General features: G+C 36.9%; 20 protein-coding genes. 11 read left to right on the top strand and 9 right to left on the bottom strand.

The window, feature by feature from the left end; genetic code table 11:
* The first annotated feature begins 14 nt into the window (after positions 1-14).
* Together FTU65_RS09140 and FTU65_RS09135 are read left to right on the top strand one after the other, a co-directional pair.
* On the top strand, positions 15-905 hold the full coding sequence (locus FTU65_RS09140) for a mitochondrial fission ELM1 family protein (protein ID WP_180066674.1): 891 nt from the start codon (positions 15-17) through the stop codon (positions 903-905).
* Positions 906-918: 13 nt separating this feature from the next.
* Entirely contained in the window at positions 919-1,725 is an 807-nt protein-coding gene (locus tag FTU65_RS09135) for a polysaccharide deacetylase family protein (RefSeq protein ID WP_136143931.1), read from the top strand.
* On the opposite strand, the gene FTU65_RS09130 is transcribed toward FTU65_RS09135, so the two are convergent.
* Together FTU65_RS09130 and FTU65_RS09125 are read right to left on the bottom strand one after the other, a co-directional pair.
* On the bottom strand, positions 1,722-2,660 hold the full coding sequence (locus FTU65_RS09130; protein ID WP_136143930.1) for a glycosyltransferase family 2 protein: 939 nt from the start codon (positions 2,658-2,660) through the stop codon (positions 1,722-1,724). The genes FTU65_RS09135 and FTU65_RS09130 overlap by 4 nt on opposite strands.
* A 1-nt stretch (position 2,661) precedes the next feature.
* On the bottom strand, positions 2,662-3,630 hold the full coding sequence (locus FTU65_RS09125; RefSeq protein WP_019836451.1) for an ELM1/GtrOC1 family putative glycosyltransferase: 969 nt from the start codon (positions 3,628-3,630) through the stop codon (positions 2,662-2,664).
* Between the two features lie 181 nt (positions 3,631-3,811).
* Between FTU65_RS09125 and FTU65_RS09120 the strand changes: the two genes are divergently transcribed.
* From FTU65_RS09120 to FTU65_RS09095, 6 genes are read left to right on the top strand one after another with little or no spacing between them, the layout of a single operon-like run.
* Entirely contained in the window at positions 3,812-4,876 is a 1,065-nt protein-coding gene (locus tag FTU65_RS09120) for a glycosyltransferase family 4 protein (protein WP_180066672.1), read from the top strand.
* Between the two features lie 30 nt (positions 4,877-4,906).
* Positions 4,907-5,965, top strand: coding sequence for a dTDP-glucose 4,6-dehydratase (gene rfbB, locus FTU65_RS09115; RefSeq protein WP_180066670.1), 1,059 nt, complete (start codon positions 4,907-4,909; stop codon positions 5,963-5,965).
* A complete protein-coding gene (rfbA, locus tag FTU65_RS09110) occupies positions 5,965-6,846 on the top strand; it encodes a glucose-1-phosphate thymidylyltransferase RfbA (protein ID WP_180004585.1) in 882 nt (293 codons plus the stop codon). Before rfbB ends, rfbA begins: the two co-directional genes overlap by 1 nt.
* On the top strand, positions 6,843-7,943 hold the full coding sequence (locus tag FTU65_RS09105; protein ID WP_180066668.1) for a DegT/DnrJ/EryC1/StrS aminotransferase family protein: 1,101 nt from the start codon (positions 6,843-6,845) through the stop codon (positions 7,941-7,943). Before rfbA ends, FTU65_RS09105 begins: the two co-directional genes overlap by 4 nt.
* A 1-nt stretch (position 7,944) precedes the next feature.
* The gene (locus FTU65_RS09100) at positions 7,945-8,514 is read left to right on the top strand and encodes an acyltransferase (protein ID WP_180004583.1); all 570 of its coding nucleotides are present in this window, start codon (positions 7,945-7,947) and stop codon (positions 8,512-8,514) included.
* Position 8,515: 1 nt separating this feature from the next.
* Complete coding sequence (locus FTU65_RS09095; RefSeq protein WP_180004582.1) at positions 8,516-9,430, top strand: glycosyltransferase family 2 protein; 915 nt, start codon at positions 8,516-8,518, stop codon at positions 9,428-9,430.
* A 575-nt stretch (positions 9,431-10,005) separates the two neighbouring features.
* Here the strand turns inward: FTU65_RS09095 and FTU65_RS09090 are convergent.
* From FTU65_RS09090 to FTU65_RS09065, 6 genes are all read right to left on the bottom strand, one after another.
* Positions 10,006-11,292: a glycosyltransferase family 4 protein gene (locus tag FTU65_RS09090; protein ID WP_104852497.1), complete on the bottom strand. Its 1,287-nt coding sequence runs from the start codon at positions 11,290-11,292 to the stop codon at positions 10,006-10,008.
* Between the two features lie 183 nt (positions 11,293-11,475).
* Complete coding sequence (locus tag FTU65_RS09085; protein ID WP_180004581.1) at positions 11,476-12,585, bottom strand: glycosyltransferase; 1,110 nt, start codon at positions 12,583-12,585, stop codon at positions 11,476-11,478.
* A 22-nt stretch (positions 12,586-12,607) separates the two neighbouring features.
* Complete coding sequence (locus tag FTU65_RS09080; protein WP_180004580.1) at positions 12,608-12,826, bottom strand: hypothetical protein; 219 nt, start codon at positions 12,824-12,826, stop codon at positions 12,608-12,610.
* Between the two features lie 131 nt (positions 12,827-12,957).
* Entirely contained in the window at positions 12,958-13,824 is an 867-nt protein-coding gene (locus FTU65_RS09075; protein ID WP_180004579.1) for a lysophospholipid acyltransferase family protein, read from the bottom strand.
* A 315-nt stretch (positions 13,825-14,139) separates the two neighbouring features.
* Entirely contained in the window at positions 14,140-15,924 is a 1,785-nt protein-coding gene (gene aspS, locus FTU65_RS09070; RefSeq protein WP_180004578.1) for an aspartate--tRNA ligase, read from the bottom strand.
* Between the two features lie 160 nt (positions 15,925-16,084).
* Positions 16,085-16,864, bottom strand: coding sequence for a DUF4184 family protein (locus tag FTU65_RS09065; RefSeq protein WP_180066666.1), 780 nt, complete (start codon positions 16,862-16,864; stop codon positions 16,085-16,087).
* Positions 16,865-17,011: 147 nt separating this feature from the next.
* Between FTU65_RS09065 and znuD the strand changes: the two genes are divergently transcribed.
* Both znuD and FTU65_RS09055 read left to right on the top strand, forming a co-directional pair.
* Entirely contained in the window at positions 17,012-19,096 is a 2,085-nt protein-coding gene (gene znuD / locus FTU65_RS09060; protein WP_180066664.1) for a zinc piracy TonB-dependent receptor ZnuD, read from the top strand.
* Between the two features lie 109 nt (positions 19,097-19,205).
* Positions 19,206-20,672 (top strand): phospholipase D family protein, encoded by a 1,467-nt coding sequence (locus FTU65_RS09055; RefSeq protein WP_180010974.1) that lies wholly within the window; start codon positions 19,206-19,208, stop codon positions 20,670-20,672.
* A gap of 88 nt (positions 20,673-20,760) precedes the next feature.
* Here FTU65_RS09055 and FTU65_RS09050 read toward each other — a convergent pair whose 3' ends face one another.
* Complete coding sequence (locus tag FTU65_RS09050; RefSeq protein WP_180010976.1) at positions 20,761-21,219, bottom strand: hypothetical protein; 459 nt, start codon at positions 21,217-21,219, stop codon at positions 20,761-20,763.
* Positions 21,220-21,402: 183 nt separating this feature from the next.
* Here FTU65_RS09050 and FTU65_RS09045 point away from each other — a divergent pair, with 183 nt between their 5' ends.
* The gene (locus FTU65_RS09045) at positions 21,403-21,855 is read left to right on the top strand and encodes an RcnB family protein (RefSeq protein ID WP_373683459.1); all 453 of its coding nucleotides are present in this window, start codon (positions 21,403-21,405) and stop codon (positions 21,853-21,855) included.
* Positions 21,856-21,858: the final 3 nt, after the last annotated feature.

Genomic DNA, 21,858 nt, shown 5'->3' with positions numbered 1-21,858 from the left:
TTTGGAACGAGACTATGCATATTGTTTATGTCAGTGATGGTAAAGCAGGACATCGCTCACAGGCTCTAGGTTTATTTAAGGCCATGCACAAGCAAACAAATATTGAGTTAACTTTTGAAGAAATTTCAATTGATCAGCTACCACTCTTGAGTTTATTGACTGCATATAAAAAACAAAAACATGCTGCAGTATCGCAGCCACCTGATTATATTTTTGGGGTAGGCAGTCATACGCAATTACGTGTTTTATTGATGGGTAAAGTTTTTCCATGTGCGAAAACTGTCATTTTAATGAAACCAAATTTTCCTTTGTCTTGGTTTGATCATGTGGTTATTCCTGAACATGATGGTGTGCTAGAGCGGGCAAATGTGATTGTTACACAAGGTGCGTTGAATCCCATTGAAAATGAGCAGCGACACATAGCAAACCGTATTTTGATTGCATTAGGTGGTTCATCTAAACGGCATATTTGGAATGCAGATAAGGTGATGTCTGCGATTCAGCAGATTGTGCAGCAGAATATGCAGTGTGACATTATTTTGACGAGTTCTAGGCGTACACCTGCTGATTTTTTACCTGCAGTGGCTCAGCAAAGTTTTGCTTCACAACTGCAAATTTTTCCAGTTGATGAAACGCCGCAGGGTTGGATTTTTGAAGAGATGCAAAAAGCGGAAGCTGTATGGGTGACTGAAGATAGTGTATCTATGATATACGAGGCACTCACCGCAGGCTGTAAAGTGGGGCTTATTCAGATAGATCGAGCGAAAGAGGATCGTATCACGCGTTCGGTACAGCATTTGATTGATCAGAAACTTGTATCGAATGCTAGACAAATTGCTGAATTATATTCTACCGCTGCTTTTAAAGAAGCTGAGCGTGTGGCAACATATCTTTTAATCAAGTAGCTGTGATTTAATCGTGATTTATATTCTGATTGTTTTATTTATCTTGTTGTTCGCATTCAGTTATAAGTACGCATGGTGGAAGCCAGCAGTAGATTGGAATAGACCACGAATTTTAATGTATCACATGGTACGTGAGCACATTGATGGTGCAAAATTTAATAAATTACGAGTTAGGCCCACTGAGTTTGAAAAGCAAATAGCATGGCTAAAAGCAGAAGGTTTTAACTTTGTAACTATGCAGGAATTACAAGATCATTGGGGGAGGCATCCTGCAAAAACTGTTGCAATCACTTTTGATGATGGTTATTTAGATAACTTGGAAAATGCTTTTCCAATTTTAGAAAAATATCAAGCCAAAGCGACGATTTATGTAGTGATAGACCGACATGATCGAGATTGGTCAACCTACAAAAAAGCACATCATAATAGTGGTGAACTTGCCCGTGAGCCTAAATTAAATGATGAACAAGTCAAATTGTTATCAAATTCCGGTTTGATAGAAATTGGTTCACATACAATGACCCATGCGAATCTTGCAAAGTTGGATGATATTGAATGCTTAGATGAGTTAACTCAATCCAAGCAATCACTTGAAGATTTGATTCATCGCTCTGTAAATAGTTTTGCATATCCATTTGGTATTTATGCCGCGCGTGATGTAAGTTTGGCACAGCAGGCAGGATATACCAATGCAGTAACAACGCAAGAAGGCATAGATGGGAAAATGCCTGATTTTATGCAATTGCAACGTATTAAAGTGAGTGGTAAAGACTCATTATTTGCTTTTAAATTGCGAATGAAATTGGGGAAAAGAGCTTAGTTGCTTTCTCTACTATTAATTTTTCTTACATGATCTAATTGGTTGAAGTAAGTTGTGAGTTTCATCCGATGTTTGTTCCATGTTTGAATTGGATGAAGACGACTTGTTAAGTAAATGATGAAGTCTGTAAATTTTCGCTGGGGTGTATGGCGTATACTTTTCCAATAGGTTGAAATTGCTTTTTTGATCAGTAGTTTTTTATTTTGTTCAGCAATATCTGGATAGTCTCGGATAAAATCATCAATTGTGAAGAACATATCATGGTGTTGTTGTTCTAGATGGCGGGATAGGCGGTTTTCCCCACGAATAGATTTTGTTTCAGTCTCATCTAAAATAACAAAAACACTATGTAAGTCGCTAGAGATTATTTTTTTTGAATATTTGGATAAGTTTAAAGCTAATGATTCATCTTGAATAAATATGTTTTCATTGCAGCCTTTGGATTTTATAAATAAGTCACGTGTACACATAACGCACATCTGCATAATATTATTTTCAAGTACGTAATTTAAAGGTGTTGTGCTAGATTGCCATGTTGCAATAGTGTGCTTCTGAATTTCATTCAGATCGTGAATTTTAACCTTTTCTGCATAACATAAATCGGCATTTTGCTTTTGCATTTCTGCTAAAAACATATTGAGACGATTAGGTGCTAAAACATCATCAGCATCCATGAAAAATAGATAATTACCAGTTGCAGAAAATGCACCTTGATTTAAACGAACAGCTGGGCCTTTATTGTCTGCATTTTGAATGATTTTGATTTTTGGGTAAGTTTCTATTAGATATTTACTGTTTTTAGACCATTCTGGATCTGTAGAGCAGTCATCTACCACAATAATTTCGTGCAAATTTTCATCTTGAGGTTGTAGTGATTCAATGGTTCTATTCAGTAATTGGCCTTTATTGTAATGAGTGAGGATGACTGAAATCATTTTAATATCCTAAATTACGTTTAAAAGCTTGGGTAATTGGGCTTGATGAGTTTAAATCTTGGGTATTTCTGACATTTGGATACTGAAAAATATCTTCGAGCATTTGTCTCTGCATGAGTTGAGCTTGAAGATATTTCTCATTTAAAGGTTCTAAAATAGACTTGGGGCCATATATTGAGCTGACAAAACGTCCACTTTGGATAGTTTCGGCAAGCATGGAAGTACTGTCTTCTGTGACGAAAATATAAGTAGCTTGTTGAATTAGTTGAATTAGTGACAAAGCTTTTTCAGTATGAATAAAATGTAATTGGATATTTTTTGGAATATCAGTTTTATTCAAAAATGCACTTAGATTTGGTGTGCGACGTGAGTTGGTAATTAAGCCTTTAAGTTGATTGTTTCTACAAAATAGAATGAAGTTACTTATGATTTTTTCAAAATCTGTATAAGTAAAAGGGTGTTCATCTGTAGCCCCTCCTAAAACGAGTAAAGCTGTTGTTTGATCGAGTTGATCATGTTGCATGTTAAAAAACTCTTTTTTAACAGGTGGTGTTGTTAGTACAACTTGATCTGACTGCGTATTTTGTGGGAGTGCAGTAATTGTGCAGCTGACTAGTTTGCTGTTTACCTTACGTAAGTCACCTGCATAAAATAGAGGAACTTTTAAATTACGGCTTACAAAAATGCCATAGATTAGGTTGGGCATTCCAGAGCAAATAATGCAGTTAATATCATGATTTAAAATAAAATTTTTAAAAAACAAAGCAGCAAATAAGTCGAATAAACGCGGATACCAACTAATTTTTTTTAAGAGGCTGATTTGCCACTTTTTTAAGGTGGGTGTAACTATTTTATATAAAGTTGTTGAATAAGCGGTTTCTAGATTGTCGTAAACTCCTAAGCTAGGGTTTAAATGCCCAGCACGTTGGTCATGAATAATAAGAACAGCAAGGCTAGGTTTGCTTTTCATAAGATTTGAAAGTTTGACATATCAATTTTGTATAGTAGCAAAAATCTATTCTGTTGTCAGAGCAACCTTGAAGTAAGGCAAGATTCAGAGTGTTATTTTAAATTAGGTGGTGGCCTATTTAGATTAATAATAATAAAATGTTTTCTAATCAGTAGTTAGCGCAATTTGAAAAAGGCTTTTCTTGAAAAAATTAAAAATAGTTCACACAGTTTATGGGGATGCTTCAGGTGGGCGTTGGCAAGCAATGCTGAACACTTTTGATGCATTAGAAAGCAAGGGGCATGAAGGTTTTTTGGTATATGGTGATGAAAATAAAAAGTTAAAATCTGAGAGTTATCCAAAGTTTGTACTCAATAGTTCAGGGTTTTATGATCTGATTGCAGCAGTAAAACTAGCTTTATGGTTACGCTCTTATCGGCCTGATCTTGTAATCGCCCATAGTGGACGTGCTGTTTACTTATTTAAAAATGCGATGTTTTTTTCACAAATCAAATGCCCTGTTATTGCGATGAATCATAGTCATAATGTGAAAAGGACATTACGCGCAGATGGATTTATTCATATTACTCCTTATGTAGCCCAGTGTGTTGCTGATGCTGCAAAAAAGAAGGGTGTGGATTTGAGAAAAAAACCACAAGCAGTTATTCCAAATTTAATACATTTGCCAGAAGATGAACCTTCTTTTGCTAAAAAACTTGGGGAACCTGTGGTCTTGGGGATTATGACGCGCTTGGTTGAATATAAGGGTACACACATAGCAATTTCTGCTGTGGAGCAGTTAAAGCAAAAAGGATACATGGTCAAGTTGTTGATTGCAGGGGATGGTGAACAGAAAGAGTTTTTATTTCAGCAAGTTAAAGATTTGAATTTGGAGAGTGACGTAGAGTTTTTAGGTTGGATTGGCGGAGAACAAAAAAGAAAGTTTTATAAAGATATTGATATTGCTCTCGTTCCTACAATGAATGATACCCAACCATTGGCTATATTAGATGCTTTTGCTTGGGGGAAACCTGTTGTTGCGAGTGATCATATTAGTGTCCAGCAAATTGTTCGACAAGGTGAAAATGGTTTGATGACAAAATGCGGAGATGTTCAAGATCTAGTTAATAATCTAATTATTCTGATTGAATCCCCTGAGCAAATTAGTAGAATGGCACAGGTTGGACACCAAGATGCTGAAAATGAATATCAATTTTGCAAAGTTGCGGATAAGCTGATCGATTTTCTTGATTCTACATATATTTAATAATGTCATTATGGTTTATTTGGGTTGGTTATGAAAATTTTAGTTACAGGCGGTGCAGGATTTATTGGTTCAGCTGTCATCCGCCATATTATTCAAAATACCAACAACCACGTTCTGAATATCGATAAACTGACTTATGCGGGTAATTTAGAATCGTTAAAAGAAATCGATCAATATCCGAACTATGAGTTCAAACAAATCGATATTTGTGATACAGAACAAATTACAGCTGCAATAGATGCATTTCAACCTAATGCAATTATGCATTTAGCTGCAGAGTCGCATGTAGACCGCTCAATTGATGGCCCAGCAGCATTTATTCAAACCAATATTGTGGGAACTTATACTTTATTAGAAGCCGCTCGAAAGTATTGGATGGGGCTTGACGCCGAAGCTCAACAAAACTTTCGCTTTCATCATATTTCAACTGATGAGGTTTATGGTGACTTAGAAGGCACGACAGATTTGTTTACTGAAACAACTTCATACGCGCCAAGCTCTCCATATTCTGCCTCTAAAGCCAGTTCGGATCATCTGGTACGTGCTTGGCACAGAACTTATGGCCTACCTATCATTGTGACCAATTGCTCCAATAATTATGGGCCTTACCATTTTCCAGAAAAATTAATTCCATTGGTGATCTTAAATGCACTGGATGCTAAACCTTTGCCTGTATATGGTAATGGTCAGCAAATTCGGGATTGGTTATTTGTAGAAGATCATGCACGCGCTTTATATAAAGTGGTGACTGAGGGTGTAGTGGGTGAAACCTATAATATTGGTGGTCATAATGAAAAACAGAATATAGAAGTGGTCAAAACTATTTGTAAAATTTTGAATGAGCTAAAACCACAGGTAAATGGTCAAACCTATGAATCACTGATTACATTTGTAAAAGACCGCCCTGGGCATGATTTACGCTATGCGATTGATGCTACAAAAATTCAAAATGAATTAGGTTGGACACCTACAGAAACTTTTGAAACTGGAATTCGTAAAACGGTGCAATGGTATTTAAATAATTTAGATTGGTGTCATCGAGTGCAAGATGGCAGTTACCAACGCGAAAGATTAGGTGTAAATTCATAATGTCAAATACAACAAAAGGTATTATTTTAGCGGGCGGTTCAGGTACACGTTTATATCCGATTACCAAAGGGGTATCTAAGCAGTTATTGCCTATTTATGATAAACCCATGGTGTATTACCCGCTTTCGGTGCTGATGCTTGCGGGTATTCGTGACGTACTCATTATTAGTACCCCTGAAGATATTGATGGTTTTAAGCGTTTATTGGGTGATGGTGCTCAATTTGGTATTCAGCTTGAATATGCCGTCCAACCTAGTCCAGATGGTTTAGCACAAGCCTTTATTATTGGTGAAAGCTTTATTGGAAATAGTAATGTTTGTTTAGTGCTTGGCGACAACATTTTTTATGGTCAAGGTTTTACCCCAATGCTACGTCAAGCCGTTGCACGTCAAAAAGGTGCAACGGTATTTGGCTATCAGGTGAAAGACCCTGAGCGTTTTGGTGTGGTTGAATTTGATGAGCAGAAACGAGCAATTTCTTTAGAAGAAAAACCTAAACAACCTAAATCCCACTTTGCGGTCACAGGTCTATATTTTTATGACAATGATGTGATTCAAATTGCGAAACAAGTGAAGCCTTCTGAACGTGGAGAATTAGAAATTACCACAGTTAATCAGATGTATTTAGAGCGCGGTGATCTAAATGTGGAATTGCTCGGACGTGGTTTTGCATGGTTAGATACAGGTACACATTCAAGTTTACTGGAGGCAGCACAGTTTGTAGAAACCATTGAAAAACGTCAGGGTTATAAAGTGGCGTGTTTGGAAGAAATTGCCTTGAATAATGGTTGGCTGAGCAAAGAACAAGTTTTAGAAATTGGTCAAAGCATGAGTAAAAATGATTATGGGCAATATCTAATTTCTTTGGTGAATGAGATATGAGTCAAGAGTCAATTTATGTCACTCAACCTGTTTTACCTGAGCTTGCAGAATTTATTCCTTATTTAGAACAAATTTGGAAAAATAAAATTTTAACCAACTGTGGACCATTACATCAGCAGTTGGAAAAAGAGCTTTGTGAGTATTTGGGCGTTGATTATATTTCATTATTTAATAATGGAACGATTGCATTGGTAACAGCGCTACAGGCACTTGGATTTGAACAAGGTGAGGTGATTACGACACCATATACTTTTGTTGCTACAGCTCATTCGATAGTTTGGAATAAACTCACTCCAGTCTTTGTTGATATTGATCCGCAAACATCTAATATTGACCCAGTAAAAGTTGAGCAAGCCATAACTGATAAGACGGTCGCGATTTTACCAGTACATTGTTATGGCATCCCTTGTGATGTGGAAGTACTACAAAATATTGCTACTAAGCATAATTTAAAATTAATCTATGATGCGGCACATGCCTTTGGTGTAAAACATCATGGAAAAAGCTTACTCAATTATGGTGATTTAAGTGTAATGAGCTTTCATGCTACAAAAGTATTTAATACTTTTGAGGGGGGGGCTATTGTTTGCCATAGTGCTGAAATGAAGCAACGTATTGATCGTTTAAAGAATTTTGGTATTGTGAATGAGAATACAATAGATGAGATTTCTTTAAATGGTAAATTGAGTGAAGTGCATGCTGCACTAGGTTTGCTACAATTGAAATCTATTGATCGCACACTATTAGCACGTCAAAAAATAGATGACATGTATCGTCATGGACTTACAGGTATATCTGGAATTCACTGTATTAAACGTCCAAGTTTAGAAAAAGATAATTACTCTTATTTCCCAATCGTTATTTCTAAGCCGTATCCGCTTAGACGTGATGAATTGTTTGAAAAACTAAAGCTTAATGGGATTTTTGCAAGAAAATATTTTTATCCGATAATGACTGATTTGGCTATTTATAAGGAGTATCAATCAGACACCCCTGAAGCGAAACTCTTATCAGGGGGAGTGCTTTGCTTGCCGCTATATCCAAATCTTAGCCTAGATTCAGTACAGAAAATTATTGATTTAATTAAGGACAATTAAGATGGCTTTTTTAACAGAAGAGCAAATTAAAGCCATGGGCTTTCATCACGTAGGTGAAAATTGCTTACTTTCGGATAAGGCATCTTATTATAATTGTAATAACATAATAATTGGTAATAATGTAAGAATTGATGACTTTTGTGTACTATCAGCTGGTATAGGTGGAATTGAGATAGGAAGCCATATTCATATTGCAGTATATAGCTCACTCATAGGAGCAGGTAAAATAGTGTTAAAGGATTTCTGTAATATTTCATCAAAAGTAGCTATTTATAGTAGTAATGATGATTACAGTGGTCAGTTTATGACGAATCCTACAGTGCCTAGTAAATATACAAATGTGACAAGTTCAGATGTTATAATCGGAAAGCATGTAATTGTTGGATCTGGATGTGTGATTTTGCCTGGTGTTACTTTAGAAACAGGTGTTGCTGTTGGTGCATTAAGTTTAGTAAATAAAAATTGTAAAGAGTTTGGTGTTTATATGGGTACACCAGCAAAAAAAATTAAAGATAGAAAAAGAGATTTACTTATGCTGGAAATAGAACTAAAAAAAGAGAGATCGATTTAGTATGAATATATTGGTTTCAGTCTGTATTGTTACCTATAATCAAGAAAAATTTCTAGAGCAGACTTTACAAAGTATTCTAAATCAAAATACAAATTTTCAGTATGAAGTGATTGTTGGGGATGATTGCTCTACTGATTCAACTAGAAAAATAATAGAAGGATTTTTAATAAAATATCCTAATATTGTTGTTCCTATATTTCATAAAGTAAATATAGGCCCAATAGAAAATATTAAATCTGTATATAAAAAGGCTAAAGGCAAATATATATATCACCTTGATGGAGATGATTTAGCTCTACCAGGTAAATTGCAACGTCAATTTGATGTTATGGAATCCAACCCAGATAGTGTTATCTGTACTCATGATATGCGGTATATAGATGCCAAAGGAAATAAGGTGCGAGAATGGACTCATCAAAAAGGCAAATTTAATTTAGATTATTTATATCTAAATTTACCTTTTTTTGCACATTCATCAAAAATGTTTCGCAATGATTTTATATTTGATTATTTTGATAGTTTGCATCCTAAAGCATTAGATATTGAAATTCATATTGAGCAGGCTAGAAAAGGGTTTATTTATCACTTGGATGAAGAGTTGGGTGCATATCGTGTAGATGTTGGGATTAGTAATATTGGTAAAAAAATAAACCCAATTTTGCCTCTGGGTATAATGAGGGCATATGATAAAAAGCTCTCTGAAGAGTTGAGTTGTGAGGAGAGAAAAAGGTTGAATGCAGTGTATGCGAAATATACTTTTCGTTATGCAAGATATTTTTATAAAACTGGAAGTGATTATAATATTTATTGTTTGTTGATTAAGAAATCAGTTTCGCTAAAAATATTTACTATGCGTCAAATATTTTTTTACTTACTTGTTTTTTTACCAAAAATTATTATTTGGAAATTACGGTGATTTTTAAACTATTTGTGTATTGATTCAGTGTTATTGATGATAACTAGGATGTCTAAAGTATAAGGTAAACTTTATGAGGTTTATAGCTTTAAATTTTTATTGTTTAAAATGAAGTTTATGTTATAGATGACTGTTGTTAGTTAGTGTATGCTGAATTTTTATAAAGGCAACTGTGATTTTAAAATTTTACTTTAGTTTATTAATCCGTGAAGAACTCAGCTAAATGACTTCAAACGGAAACTATATTATCAGCTAAATATCTGATTGTATATAAAAACTAGGTCATATGATTATTGATAGATTTCGTATTTGATTTCTTTGGTTTGTTGGATTTAATCCTTTTTTACACTTAATGCTCAGGAATCATAGTTTTTATCTGTTTCATCTAAATCCAATTGCTTGTCTAAAATATGAGTAACTTTACTATCATGAGCTGCTTTATCTGAAATAATAAATTCGATTAAATTAGACTAGAATTGTTCATTCAGCATTGTAGGAAGCACCGATGGTAGTGATTTTGATTTAATAATTGAGTTTACTATTTTTATACACCAAAATACCAACAGGCATTAGTTTTATATGTGCTTTTTAAAGATATTTAGAATTGAATGTAATTTCCATTGAATATTTAGTTTAAAAATTTTAAAAAATATATTTTTTAATGGTTCTTCAGTGTACGCTAATTTGTGTAATAAGTTAACTCGTGGATCCATTTGCGTTTCTAAGCTGTACAGTTCTTTGACGCGGTGTGCGCCATTTTTTCCTATTTCTTTTAGGGCAGCGGGGTGGTTATAATAAAAAATAATTTTATCAATAATATCATTGGTGTCATATTTAATTAATACAATATCTTTCTCGTTAGTAAAATAGTTTTCTGCGGAGTTAAATTCATCGTGAGCAAAGATAGCACTACCGCGTAAAGCAGCTTCAATACAACTAGCAGTGGGGAAGCCATCAAATGATCCTGGAGAAATTTGACCACTAATATTGGGGGATAAAATTATATCAATAGTTTTGAATAAATTGTCAAAATCTTCTGGATCTAATGAACCATGAAATTTGATATGGTCACCTAATGTATCAACATTAATAATTTTAGAATCAAAAGACCCTATAACATGAAAGTAGATATTCTTATATCGTTGATGCAGTATAGTGGCAACATCTATAAAAATATCATATCCTTTATCTTTTCCATACGGAGTATATCTGTGCGCCATAAAACAGATATCCATGCGATTCTTATCAAATCCCCAATAATGTTTTTTAGTAAATAAATCTGTTTTGGATATCTCAGGCATTACAACTCCAAAGATCATTTGAATTTTTTCTTTAGAACACATTCCTTTATTTAAAATATAATCATAAGTTACTTGCTGGGTTACTATTACTTTTTTAAAACAAGGGGAACTAAAGATTCGTTTGAGCTTATGGTCACATATAGGATCGTTTAGTAAAAATCCTCCACCTGGATAAAGAGTAAATACAAATGGAGCTTTAGCGGACTCAATTTTAGGTAAAATTGCGAATGTGTTATTTAAAAAAGTGAGATAGACCAGATCAGTGCTCTTAATATGTATTTTTTTGCTTTCAAGTATTACTTTATGACTAAGATTTGGAAATTTTTCCTTATATTCTTGTACAATAATAGCTGCTGATTTTTTATCAAGTGACTCAATATTTTTTCCAGAAGTTATTATTACAGATTTTTTAAATTCCTGTAAGTATGTGGTGAACTCTATATATCTAAATCCACTTTTAGGAGAGGGGAATGTATCGTCAATGATTAATAGATTGAATTTGTCTGATTTTGAAATTTGAGTATTACTATTTAATTTTTTTTCATTGGAATTAATAAGCATAAAAGTGTACTCTTTTAAATTTAATAACTAATCATATATATTTATTTTTAATTTGTCATATATTTTGATCTAATTTTTTAATAGAATTTAATGTTTGGTTGTGTTGTTTTGGCACTATTGAATCAGAATTAAAGTTAGCTATCTGAAATTAATAGACACATTAATCTTAACTTTAAATGAAGGTCATTTATTTTCTTTGGAAACTAAATTTAAAATTTGTATTTCCATATTCTGTATGCATACTTTTTCTATACATTCATTATTATATATATAAGGGTCTGCTACACATTTTTCCAATGCATCACTTAAAGCTTGAATATTTTGTTTAGGAACTAATCCAAATTTTGCAGTATCAAGAGTAAATAAATCTGTAATACCAGCTGAAGAGTCATAACTAATAACAGGAATACCAAGAGCAATTGCTTCGGCTAATGTTACTGGACTACCTTCGTATAAAGAGCACATAACAAGACTCTTGCTTTGTAACATTAGTTGATGTGGTTCATCTACCCATCCAAGAAAATCTATTCTATCGGAAATATTAAGTTGTTTTGCTAGGTCTTTGAGTTTCTGGCATTCAGGCCCATCTCCAACAATGGCCATTCTTCCCGTGAGATTACTCATAGCAAATGCTTTAATGGCATGGTCTACTTGCTTAATTTGAACTAAGCGCCCAACAAAAATTACATCCCATTTCTTTTTAGTAAATTTAGATCGACCTATAAGATCATTAGGTAATTCTACACCATTTGCAATAGTGATAGTTGAATTTGGTTGTGTATGAATCTTTGCTTTATATTCTAAGTCACGGTTTACTGTAATTAGGTTTTTATTCTTAAATAATTTAGAAAACTTTCTTTTATTTCTAAAAAAACGAAAATACTCTTTGATTTGTTTTAAAGGATTGTTAAATCTTCTAATCTCTAAAAGATCTCCATGAATCCAATACCAGATGTTTTCTTTTTGGGTTAAGTATTTGCCTAGGTAATATCCATTATGAAAACCAATAATTATTAAATCAAAATTTCTCTTATTTATTAATGATGAAAAATTTTGCAGCTCTTTTGTCGAAAGTTCTTTAAACTTCCAAAGCTTACCAAATGCAAATTTTGTATCAATATTTAAGTCAATATATTCGATAGATGGGTCAACTATTAGTGTATTTCTACTCGAGTTTAAAACAGCAAGAGTTACTAAATGCTTGCTTTTTGCTAGAGTATGCGCAAGCGCGAGAGTAATTTTTTCAGCACCACCTTTACCTAAATCATCTACTATAAATAAAATTTTTTTCATATCATGTGCTTACTTTTATTTATTAGTTTTTATCCGCATTACCTTTCAACACCATATAAATCAAACCGACAAAGATTAATAATGCACCTGCAAGGCTGCTGACACAGAATAAAACGATTCGGTTATAGGTGGTTAAGTTGAATAATTCATTGGCTAAAATGTAGCGCATGAACAACCATTGTACGACAGAAAAAACAATCAACACGATTGCACGACGACGGACTTCAGGACGCATAGCCATAGGAGAATCACTTAAAGTGGAAATTGAGGCTATTATGCCACTGTCGATAATCGATCTCAATTGAATAAGGTGAATCTATGCAATCTTGCTCAACAATGAGATGTAAGGTTTTGACGGTAGTGCCAATAATTTTATTGACGATAGACGTTGATGTTCCCTAAACAATGTCTAAAGCGCTTATAAGACCAGATATATTGTTCAGGTGCTTGATTGATTATATCTTGCATCGCAATATTGAGTGTATCTACAGAGAGCTGTAAATCTCTAGACAAAATGTCATCTGAGAGATTTGTGCAATGTAAATCAAAACTAGATAGATCATCGTTGCGGATACAGCTCAAACCAATCACATTACATTGTGTTTTTGCAGCGAGTTTCGACACCAAAGTCACAGTTAGGGTATTTTGCCCAAAAAAATGGGAATAAATGCCACCAGAAGGCTTAGGTAAATGGTCTGGTAAAATGACTGTTAGGCCACCTTGTTTCAAATGTTTAAAAATGGCACGGATCCCTGTTTCATCTGTAGGAACGAGTGTTGCGTTAAACTTTTCTCGTGCTTCTAACAGATAACGATTGATCCCTTTATTTTTATTCGGTTTATACATAATCATCGGTTCTGTATACAGGTTCAGCCATGCATTGAGTAATTCCCAGCAGCCAAAATGCGGAATCACAACGATCACACCTTTTTTATTCGCAAGTGCTTCCGTGAGGATATTTTCACCATAAATGTTTTTCAATAAGCTCAGGCTATAACTTGGCGGCATCCCCCAACATTTAATAAATTCAATATAGGTCAGGCATTGGCTGCGGATACTTTGATTGATGAGCTGTCTCTGCGCTGTCTCGGACAAGTCTGGGTAGGCCAGTTGAATATTGATGCTAGTGATACGTTTGATTGATGAGTTAAACAGGTCAAGAATAAACGCGATCATCAAAGCCAAGTTTTGTAACAGCCAAAGTGGCAATAGCGCGATGATTTTGAATATAAAGTACATGGATCACAAGGTCTCAAAATTGACAGCATGGAATAAAATAAATTTTGCCAAGAGACCGGACTTATTCAATGAAAAGTACAAAAAGATCTGAATCTAAAAACAAAATAATCGGAAGTGGAAAATTGAGCTGTCCATTGCTCAAAGGATGTAGTGCAACATCATAACGTACTTGAAGCGTTTTGATATTAGCAAAGTCAATCAAATCTTTAATTTATGTTTTGTAGGTTTTCTACCACTTTTTATAGGTTGAAATAAAAAAACCCTGCATAGCGCAGGGTTTTTTGAAACTTAAAATCTAAATCTTAAAATGTAAGATTATTTAGATTCTTCAGCTTTTGGTTTTTCACGTAAGCGAATACCTAAGTCACGTAATTGGTTCGCTTCAACTGGCGCAGGCGCTTGGGTTAAAGGACATTCCGCAGTCTTAGTTTTCGGGAATGCAATCACGTCACGGATAGAAGATGCACCAGTCATCAACATCACTAAACGGTCAAGACCGAATGCTAAACCACCGTGAGGAGGCGCACCGAATTTCAAGGCGTTAAGCAAGAAGCTGAATTTCTCTTCTGCTTCTTCTTCAGAAATACCAAGCGCTTCAAAGATCGCTTTTTGCATTTCTAGATTGAAGATACGTAATGAACCACCACCGATTTCAGTACCGTTCAATACCATATCGTAAGCAACAGAAAGTGCAGCACCTGGGTTGTTCTTCACTTCTTCAACGCTTGATTTTGGCAGCGTGAATGGGTGATGAACAGACGTCCATTTACCGTCATCAGTTTCTTCGAACATTGGGAAGTCAACAACCCAAAGTGGCGCCCACTCGCAAGTTGCAAGTTTCATGTCGTGACCGACTTTAATACGTAAAGCACCCATCGCATCATTTACGATTTTCGCTTTGTCCGCACCAAAGAATACGATGTCGCCATTTTCAGCACCAACGCGTTTCAATAGATCAAGCACGATTGGCTCGATGAATTTAACGATTGGAGATTGAAGACCTTCAATACCTTTTTCAAGTTCGTTGACTTTGATGTAAGCCAAGCCTTTCGCGCCATAAATGCCAACGAATTTAGTGTATTCGTCAATTTGGCTACGTGGAAGCGCGCCAGCACCTGGTACGCGAAGCGCAACAATACGGCCTTTAGGATCTTTTGCAGGACCTGCGAATACTTTGAACTCAACGTCTTGCATCATGTCTGCAACGTCAACCAATTTCAAAGGAATACGTAAGTCAGGTTTATCAGATGCATAGTCACGCATTGCATCTGCATACGTCATACGTGGGAACTTGTCGAACTGAACGTTTAGAAGTTCTTTGAACATCTTAACCGTTAAACGTTCCATCAAATCCATAATGTCATCGTCACTCATGAACGATGTTTCAACGTCGATTTGTGTGAATTCAGGCTGACGGTCAGCACGTAAGTCTTCATCACGGAAACATTTAGCAATTTGGTAGTAACGATCGATACCGCCAACCATTAACAACTGTTTGAACAATTGCGGAGATTGTGGAAGTGCGTAGAAGCTACCGTTAGAAACACGACTTGGTACTAAATAGTCACGCGCACCTTCAGGAGTTGCACGAGTCAAAATCGGTGTTTCAACGTCTAGGAAACCATTTTCTTCGAAGTAGTTACGAATCAGGTTTGTTAATTTAGAACGGAAACGTAAACGATCTAACATTTCTGGACGACGAATATCGAGGAAACGATATTTCAAACGTACTTCTTCAGAAATATTGGTATTTTCGTCATTCAATGGGAATGGAGGAGTTTCAGACGCAGCAAGAACTTCAATTTCTTTGCCTAAAACTTCGATTTGACCACTCACGATATTCGCGTTTTCAGTACCTGCGTAACGACGACGCACACGGCCTGTAATTTTTAATACGAATTCTGAACGTGATTTATCAGCAGTCGCGAAAGCTTCAGGAGTATCAGGGTCAATCACCACTTGAACAAGGCCATCACGGTCGCGCATGTCAAGGAAGATTACACCACCGTGGTCACGGCGACGGTGAACCCAACCGCATAATGTAACGGTTTGGTCGATTTGGGCTTCAGTAAGTGAGCCGCAGTAATGAGTTCGCATCATAGCGTTAGAAATCCAACTATATGGGTTAAGGTCAGCGAATACGTAAACAGCGTACCGCTTTTATTCGAATAGGGGATTATGCCTCTTTTTGGCTGTTTTGTCACAAGGACTTATTGCTAAAACTGCCAAATTTACAGCAAATTTTCGGTCAATGATGGGCTTAAGCCGATGACGTTGAAAAAATATTGGTGCTCTTGCTTAAGATCAGAAATATCAGACTACCGAAGCTAAACGTGGCTAAAAATGCACGGAAAAAATAATTAATGGCTTTGCCGACATAGGCATACAAGTCGTGTACAAAGGCATCAGAGTAAATACTGTCAGCAAAATAAAAATAACTTGCGATTCCCGCAGCTAGAGACAGGGCCGCTAAACCATATACATAGACTTTGATGGTTGTGGGGACGTTTACAGTACTTCGATAGTGAAGATGATGACGATAAATCATCCATGCCAAAACGGGGAGTGCCAAGCCAGATAATCCAATTTGCAACACGCGATGTAGGGGATATGAATGACCAAAAAATTGAATCGGTAGACTCAATAGATCCTTAAATGCAAAGGTACGAAAGTCAACATGGGTCAAGCCATCCCAAACAATATGCGTCGAAGTTCCAATGATGAGTGCGAGGATGAGGCTTAGGATAAACCCACAGCATTGATTGAAATTCTGTAGATGCAGCGGCTTATTTAAACCAAAAAAAGCAAATAACATCGGGCGATAAAGCACATACCACAGCACACAAAACAGCAAACCTAGGATTAAGTTTGGAACAATTAACCCCGACCATTGATGTGAACCTACATAGTCAGCATTAGTAAATAAACGGAATAAATCCGGCACCATGCTACCAATTGCGAGTGCTGCAATAGACAGGCGGTTTCCGCTTAACTTGGAAATAGGCGGTGCGAGTACAGCATGGGATATGGTAAAAGGCATTGAACTAAAATAAATATATGAATAAATACAATGTGGTATAGGTGAGTGTATATGATTTGGGCAGATTAGAATGTTTTTTATTGCAAAATGAATGAAATGTTATATTATAACATTATTCAAAAATAGCCTGATTTGAGTCTCTCCAACATGTCTTTTCATAAGAATTTAATAACTGTTTCGATTTTTGCAGTGATTGCACCCAACCTTTATGCCGATGATCCAGAACAACAGGTACAAAAGCTCGAAGCTATTAATGTTCAGGTCCATCCTTTAAACCAAAGTGCGGCAGATTTTGCTGTTGCCGATAATGTCATTCAACATAAAGCCCTTGCACAAGGTGGCGTCACAATTGGTGATGCGTTAGCCGGACAGCCCGGTGTATATTCAAATCAGTTTGGTGCAGGTTCAAGTCGTCCTGTGCTGCGTGGTCAAGATGGCCCTCGTGTCAAAGTCTTAGAACATGCCTCAGAGACTGCTGATGTTTCGACCTTATCTCCTGACCATGCGGTTACGGTAGATCCGATTTTGGCCAAACAAATTGAAGTGATCCGTGGACCATCAACACTGTTATATGCGGCAGGAACAGTCGGCGGTTTGGTCAACGTGACGGATCAAAAGATTCCTACCTCTATTCCTGATAAAGGTTATGAAGGGCAAGTTGGGGTTCGTTATAACTCAGGCAGTGATGAAAAATTGGCGAGTGCCGGTGTGACGGCTGCTTTAGGTGAGCAATTTGCCATCCGTGTAGAAGGTTCGAAACGCAAAGCCAATGATTATATTGCACCCAATTATTTCCATGATCATGATGGTGAATTAGAAAAAGAACGCCGCGTTGGCAACACTTTTGCAGAAGGGCAAAATGTCAGTGTGGGCGCGTCATGGATTCATGATCGTGGTTTTGCTGGACTGTCTTATAGCAACCGACAAGACCAATATGGCCTGCCGGGTCATAGTCATGAATATGAAAGCTGTCATCCACATGATGACCATCTACACTGTGATGGTCATGATAACCATGGGCATACCGATGAACATGATCATTCAGCGCATGACGAACATGATCACGATCATGATGCCGCAGGCCTATGGGTCGACTTAAAGTCAGAACGTTATGATTTCCGTACCGAACTTGCGAATCCGTTTGCGGGCTTCCAAAAACTCCGTGCACATGCAAGTTATACCGATTATCAACATGACGAAATTGAAGGCGATACAGCGGCAACAACCTTTAAAAGTCAGGGCTATGATGGTCGTTTAGAGTTAGTGCATAACCCGATTGCAGATTGGGAAGGTGTGATTGGCGCACAATACAATCAGCAAAAGCTCAATATCAGTGGTGAAGAGTCACTGATGAATCCAAATAAAACCCAAAAATGGAGTGTTTTTGGTTTAGAGCATAAACAATTTGGTGATTTTCATGTCGAGCTGGGTGCCCGTGTCGATCAGCAGAAAATACAGATCGATTCTGCACAAAAAGATTATGATGATTATGGCATTTCTTATTCAGGTGCTGTGAATTGGGCGTTTGCACCCAATTATAAATTATCCTTGGTGGGTTCTCATCAAGAGCGGTTGCCATTGGCGCAAGAGCTGTATGCTGATGGCAAGCATTTTGCGACCAATACCTATGAACGTGGGAATGAAAATCTAGATGTTGAAAAATCTAATAATCTCGAATTAGGTTTCCATTATGAAAAAGATCAGTTGGATTATCACGTTCATGTGTACCACAACTGGTATGACAACTACATTTATGCAGCAACCAAAGATAATTTTGAAAACTTCCGTTTAGTTGATTACACCCAAGACAAAGCCAAGTTCTATGGCGCGGAAGCTCAAGTGGGTTATGCCATCAATGATGTGTATAAGCTCAGTGTCTTTGGTGATTATGTTCGCGGCAAAATTGATGGTGAAAATGCGCCACGTGTGCCTGCAGGGCGCTTAGGAACCAAGGTCGATGTTGACTTTGCCGATGGTTGGTCAGGTCTTGCAGAATATTCACATGTATTCAAACAAGACAAAATCACTGCATTTGAGCGTGAAACAGATGGCTACAACATGGTGAACTTGGGTGTGGCCTATAGTGGTCAGTTGAAAGATCAAAATGATTATCGAGTCTATTTCAAAGCCAATAATTTATTGGATGAAGATGTTTACTCTCACACGTCATTCCTTGCCAATATTCCACAAGTCGGTCGTAATTTTACAGTTGGTCTTGAATTTGGTTTCTAATTGAATTTGCACAGACTTTTCTAAGGAAGTCTAGGTGAAGTCACAGAAATCCTCTTGAAAAATCAATGAATAAAACCTAGTCTGAGCGCATTAGACTAGGTTTTTTCTTATGCGCATCATTCAACGAATACATCACAAGCTCAATTGGTCACGCCGTCGCTATGTGGGGGTGGTCATTGGTTTATTGGTTTTAGGTTATTTGGCATCGGCAACCTATCACACGCTAAAACCACTCCCTGAAGGGCTGAACTACACGGGGAAACTTCGCCATGCTGAAGTGAACTTTTTAGTGGATGAAACCTATATCGATGCGCAAGGAAAGCAGCAACAGGAACATCGCATTTTTAAAGAAATGCTAAAAATGATCGAAGAAGCACAGTCGACCATTGTGTTGGATATGTTTCTCTTTAATCCGCAAGTTGGCGACTCTCAATTAAAACATGAACAATTAACACAGGAACTGACCGATGCACTGATTTTGAAGCGTCGACTATCTCCTCAAGTGGAAATTTTTGTGATTACTGACCCGGTCAATTCGGTCTATGGCGGCATTCAACCCGAGCATTATCGTCAATTACGGCAAGGGGGGATTGAGTTGATGGAAACCAATTTGGCGCCGCTTCGTGCGTCCAATCCTGCATGGTCAGGTTTTTGGTATATCTGTTGTCAAGATATTGGCAATAATCCTGAAAAAGGCTGGTTACCGAACCCATTGGGAACCGAAAAGGTGACGATCCGCAGTTATATGGATCTGTTTAACTTTAAAGCCAATCATCGTAAAACCTTGGTGGTAGATACCGTTGAAGGTTGGAAAGGTTTGGTCACCTCTATGAATCCGCATGATGGTAGCTCACGACATTCTAATGTGGCCTTAACCGTCAAAGGCATGACCGCGATTGATCTGTTAAAGACCGAGCAAGCCGTAGGCATGATGTCCAAAGCCAATATTCCATTTGTGGTGATTAAAGATGTTGAAGCGGCGAAAACTCAGCCACAGGTTCAAGTACTGACTGAAAAAGCAATTTATGATGCCACACTCGACTTAATTGATAGCGCGAAGAAAGCTGGAACTGAAATTGATATCGCGATGTTCTACTTGTCAGAACGTAAAATTATCAAAGCACTCATTGCTGCACATGAACGTGGCGTGAAAGTGCGGGTATTACTCGATCCCAATAAAGATGCTTTTGGTCGAACCAAAAATGGTATTCCAAATCGTCCTGTTGCCTCTGAATTACACGATGCGGGTATTGATGTACGTTGGTGTAATACCCAAGGTGAGCAGTGCCATAGCAAGATGATTTTAAAACGAACAGCTTATCAGGCAGATATGATTTTAGGTTCTGCCAATTTCACAGCGCGTAACCTGAAAAATTATAATTTAGAAACTGATTTACGCGTGATTGGTTTGAAAGACGCTCAAGTCTTTAAAGAGGCAAATCAATATTTTAATACGGCTTGGTCAAACCGTGATGGTAAGCAAATGAGTGTGGATTATGACACGTATGCCGATGACTCTAAGTTGAAATATGTGTTGTATCGCTTTATGGAATGGAGCGGATTATCTACTTTTTAGAATTGTCTTAATCTCCCTAAATCCCTCTTTTGAAAAGAGGGACTTTCCTCCCTTTTTTAAAGGGAGGTTAGGAGGGATTTAATCAGTTTTAATTCTTCGGTTCAGGATTTGGCGGAACGATTTGATCTAAATCTTTATCCGTCATTTGATCCAATTCTTTAATATCGGTTTTGATTTTCCATTTATCGGCATCATCTACCGGTTGAGGTAAACGAGCTTCTAACCAGTCACAGATGACATCTGGAGGAAAGTCAGCATGGTTACATTGAATCACCCAAGACAAGAATTGTTTTGCTTCGCCATTCATATATGGTGGCGGAGAAACCGGTAAAAATTGAGTCGGTAAGCGTTCATTTTTAGAAATATAGTTCAATACATGGCCCAATTCTTGAACAGTTTGCCATGCTAAAGGGTGATCTACATTAATTTGAAATTTGAACCACCACGCATTTTTGCCATCGGTGCCGTAGGAGTCGATTAAGGCTTCTTGGATACTTGGTACTTTCGAAAAAAATTGATGAAGTCGGTCAAAACTTAATTCAGACACAGCGTTTGATCCACTACGAAATAAAAGGCATCTTAGCATATTCCGTCGAAAATCGAGTGCATCATCTGCTGATCAGAATCGCGTGGAGTATTTAACAAATCATTGCATTTGATGGATTTTTATCCATTTTTTCTCCTACAATGGAATTTATACTGAGCGTATAAACTGTCGAGGAGAGCTTAAGTGAAAACCACATTATTCTATGCGATTGCAGGTGTGATGCTGATCAGTGCTTCAGCTAGTACTTTTGCGGAAAACAAATGGGCAAATTACCAAGGTGTAGATACGTCAAAGACACAACACCGCCCACCGTCGATGAATCGGCCTGGCTATCCGCAACATGCGCCGAATTATCCTCAGTATCCAAGTCGTCCGCCAGTTTATCCGCAATATCCAAATCGACCTTATCCGCAGTATCCACAAAGTGGCATTAGTATTCAATACAATGCGCCGACCACGATTACTCAAAATTCGCAGAGCTATAGTTGGGTCAATGGCGATCCTGCCAGCGCTAGTATTTCGAGTTCGACCTATACGTTTATCAGCGATTGGAAACGGATTGGTTTACCAGCACCCCCAAGTGGCATGTATTGGATCTTTGAAAATGGTCGCTATGTATTAGTGCCGAATCGGTAATTT

It is taken from the genome of Acinetobacter sp. YH12129 (assembly GCF_013418685.1).
GTDB lineage: Bacteria > Pseudomonadota > Gammaproteobacteria > Pseudomonadales > Moraxellaceae > Acinetobacter > Acinetobacter amyesii.
The sequence above is the reverse complement of the archived record's forward strand: the minus strand, read 5'-3'. Positions and strand labels throughout refer to the sequence as shown.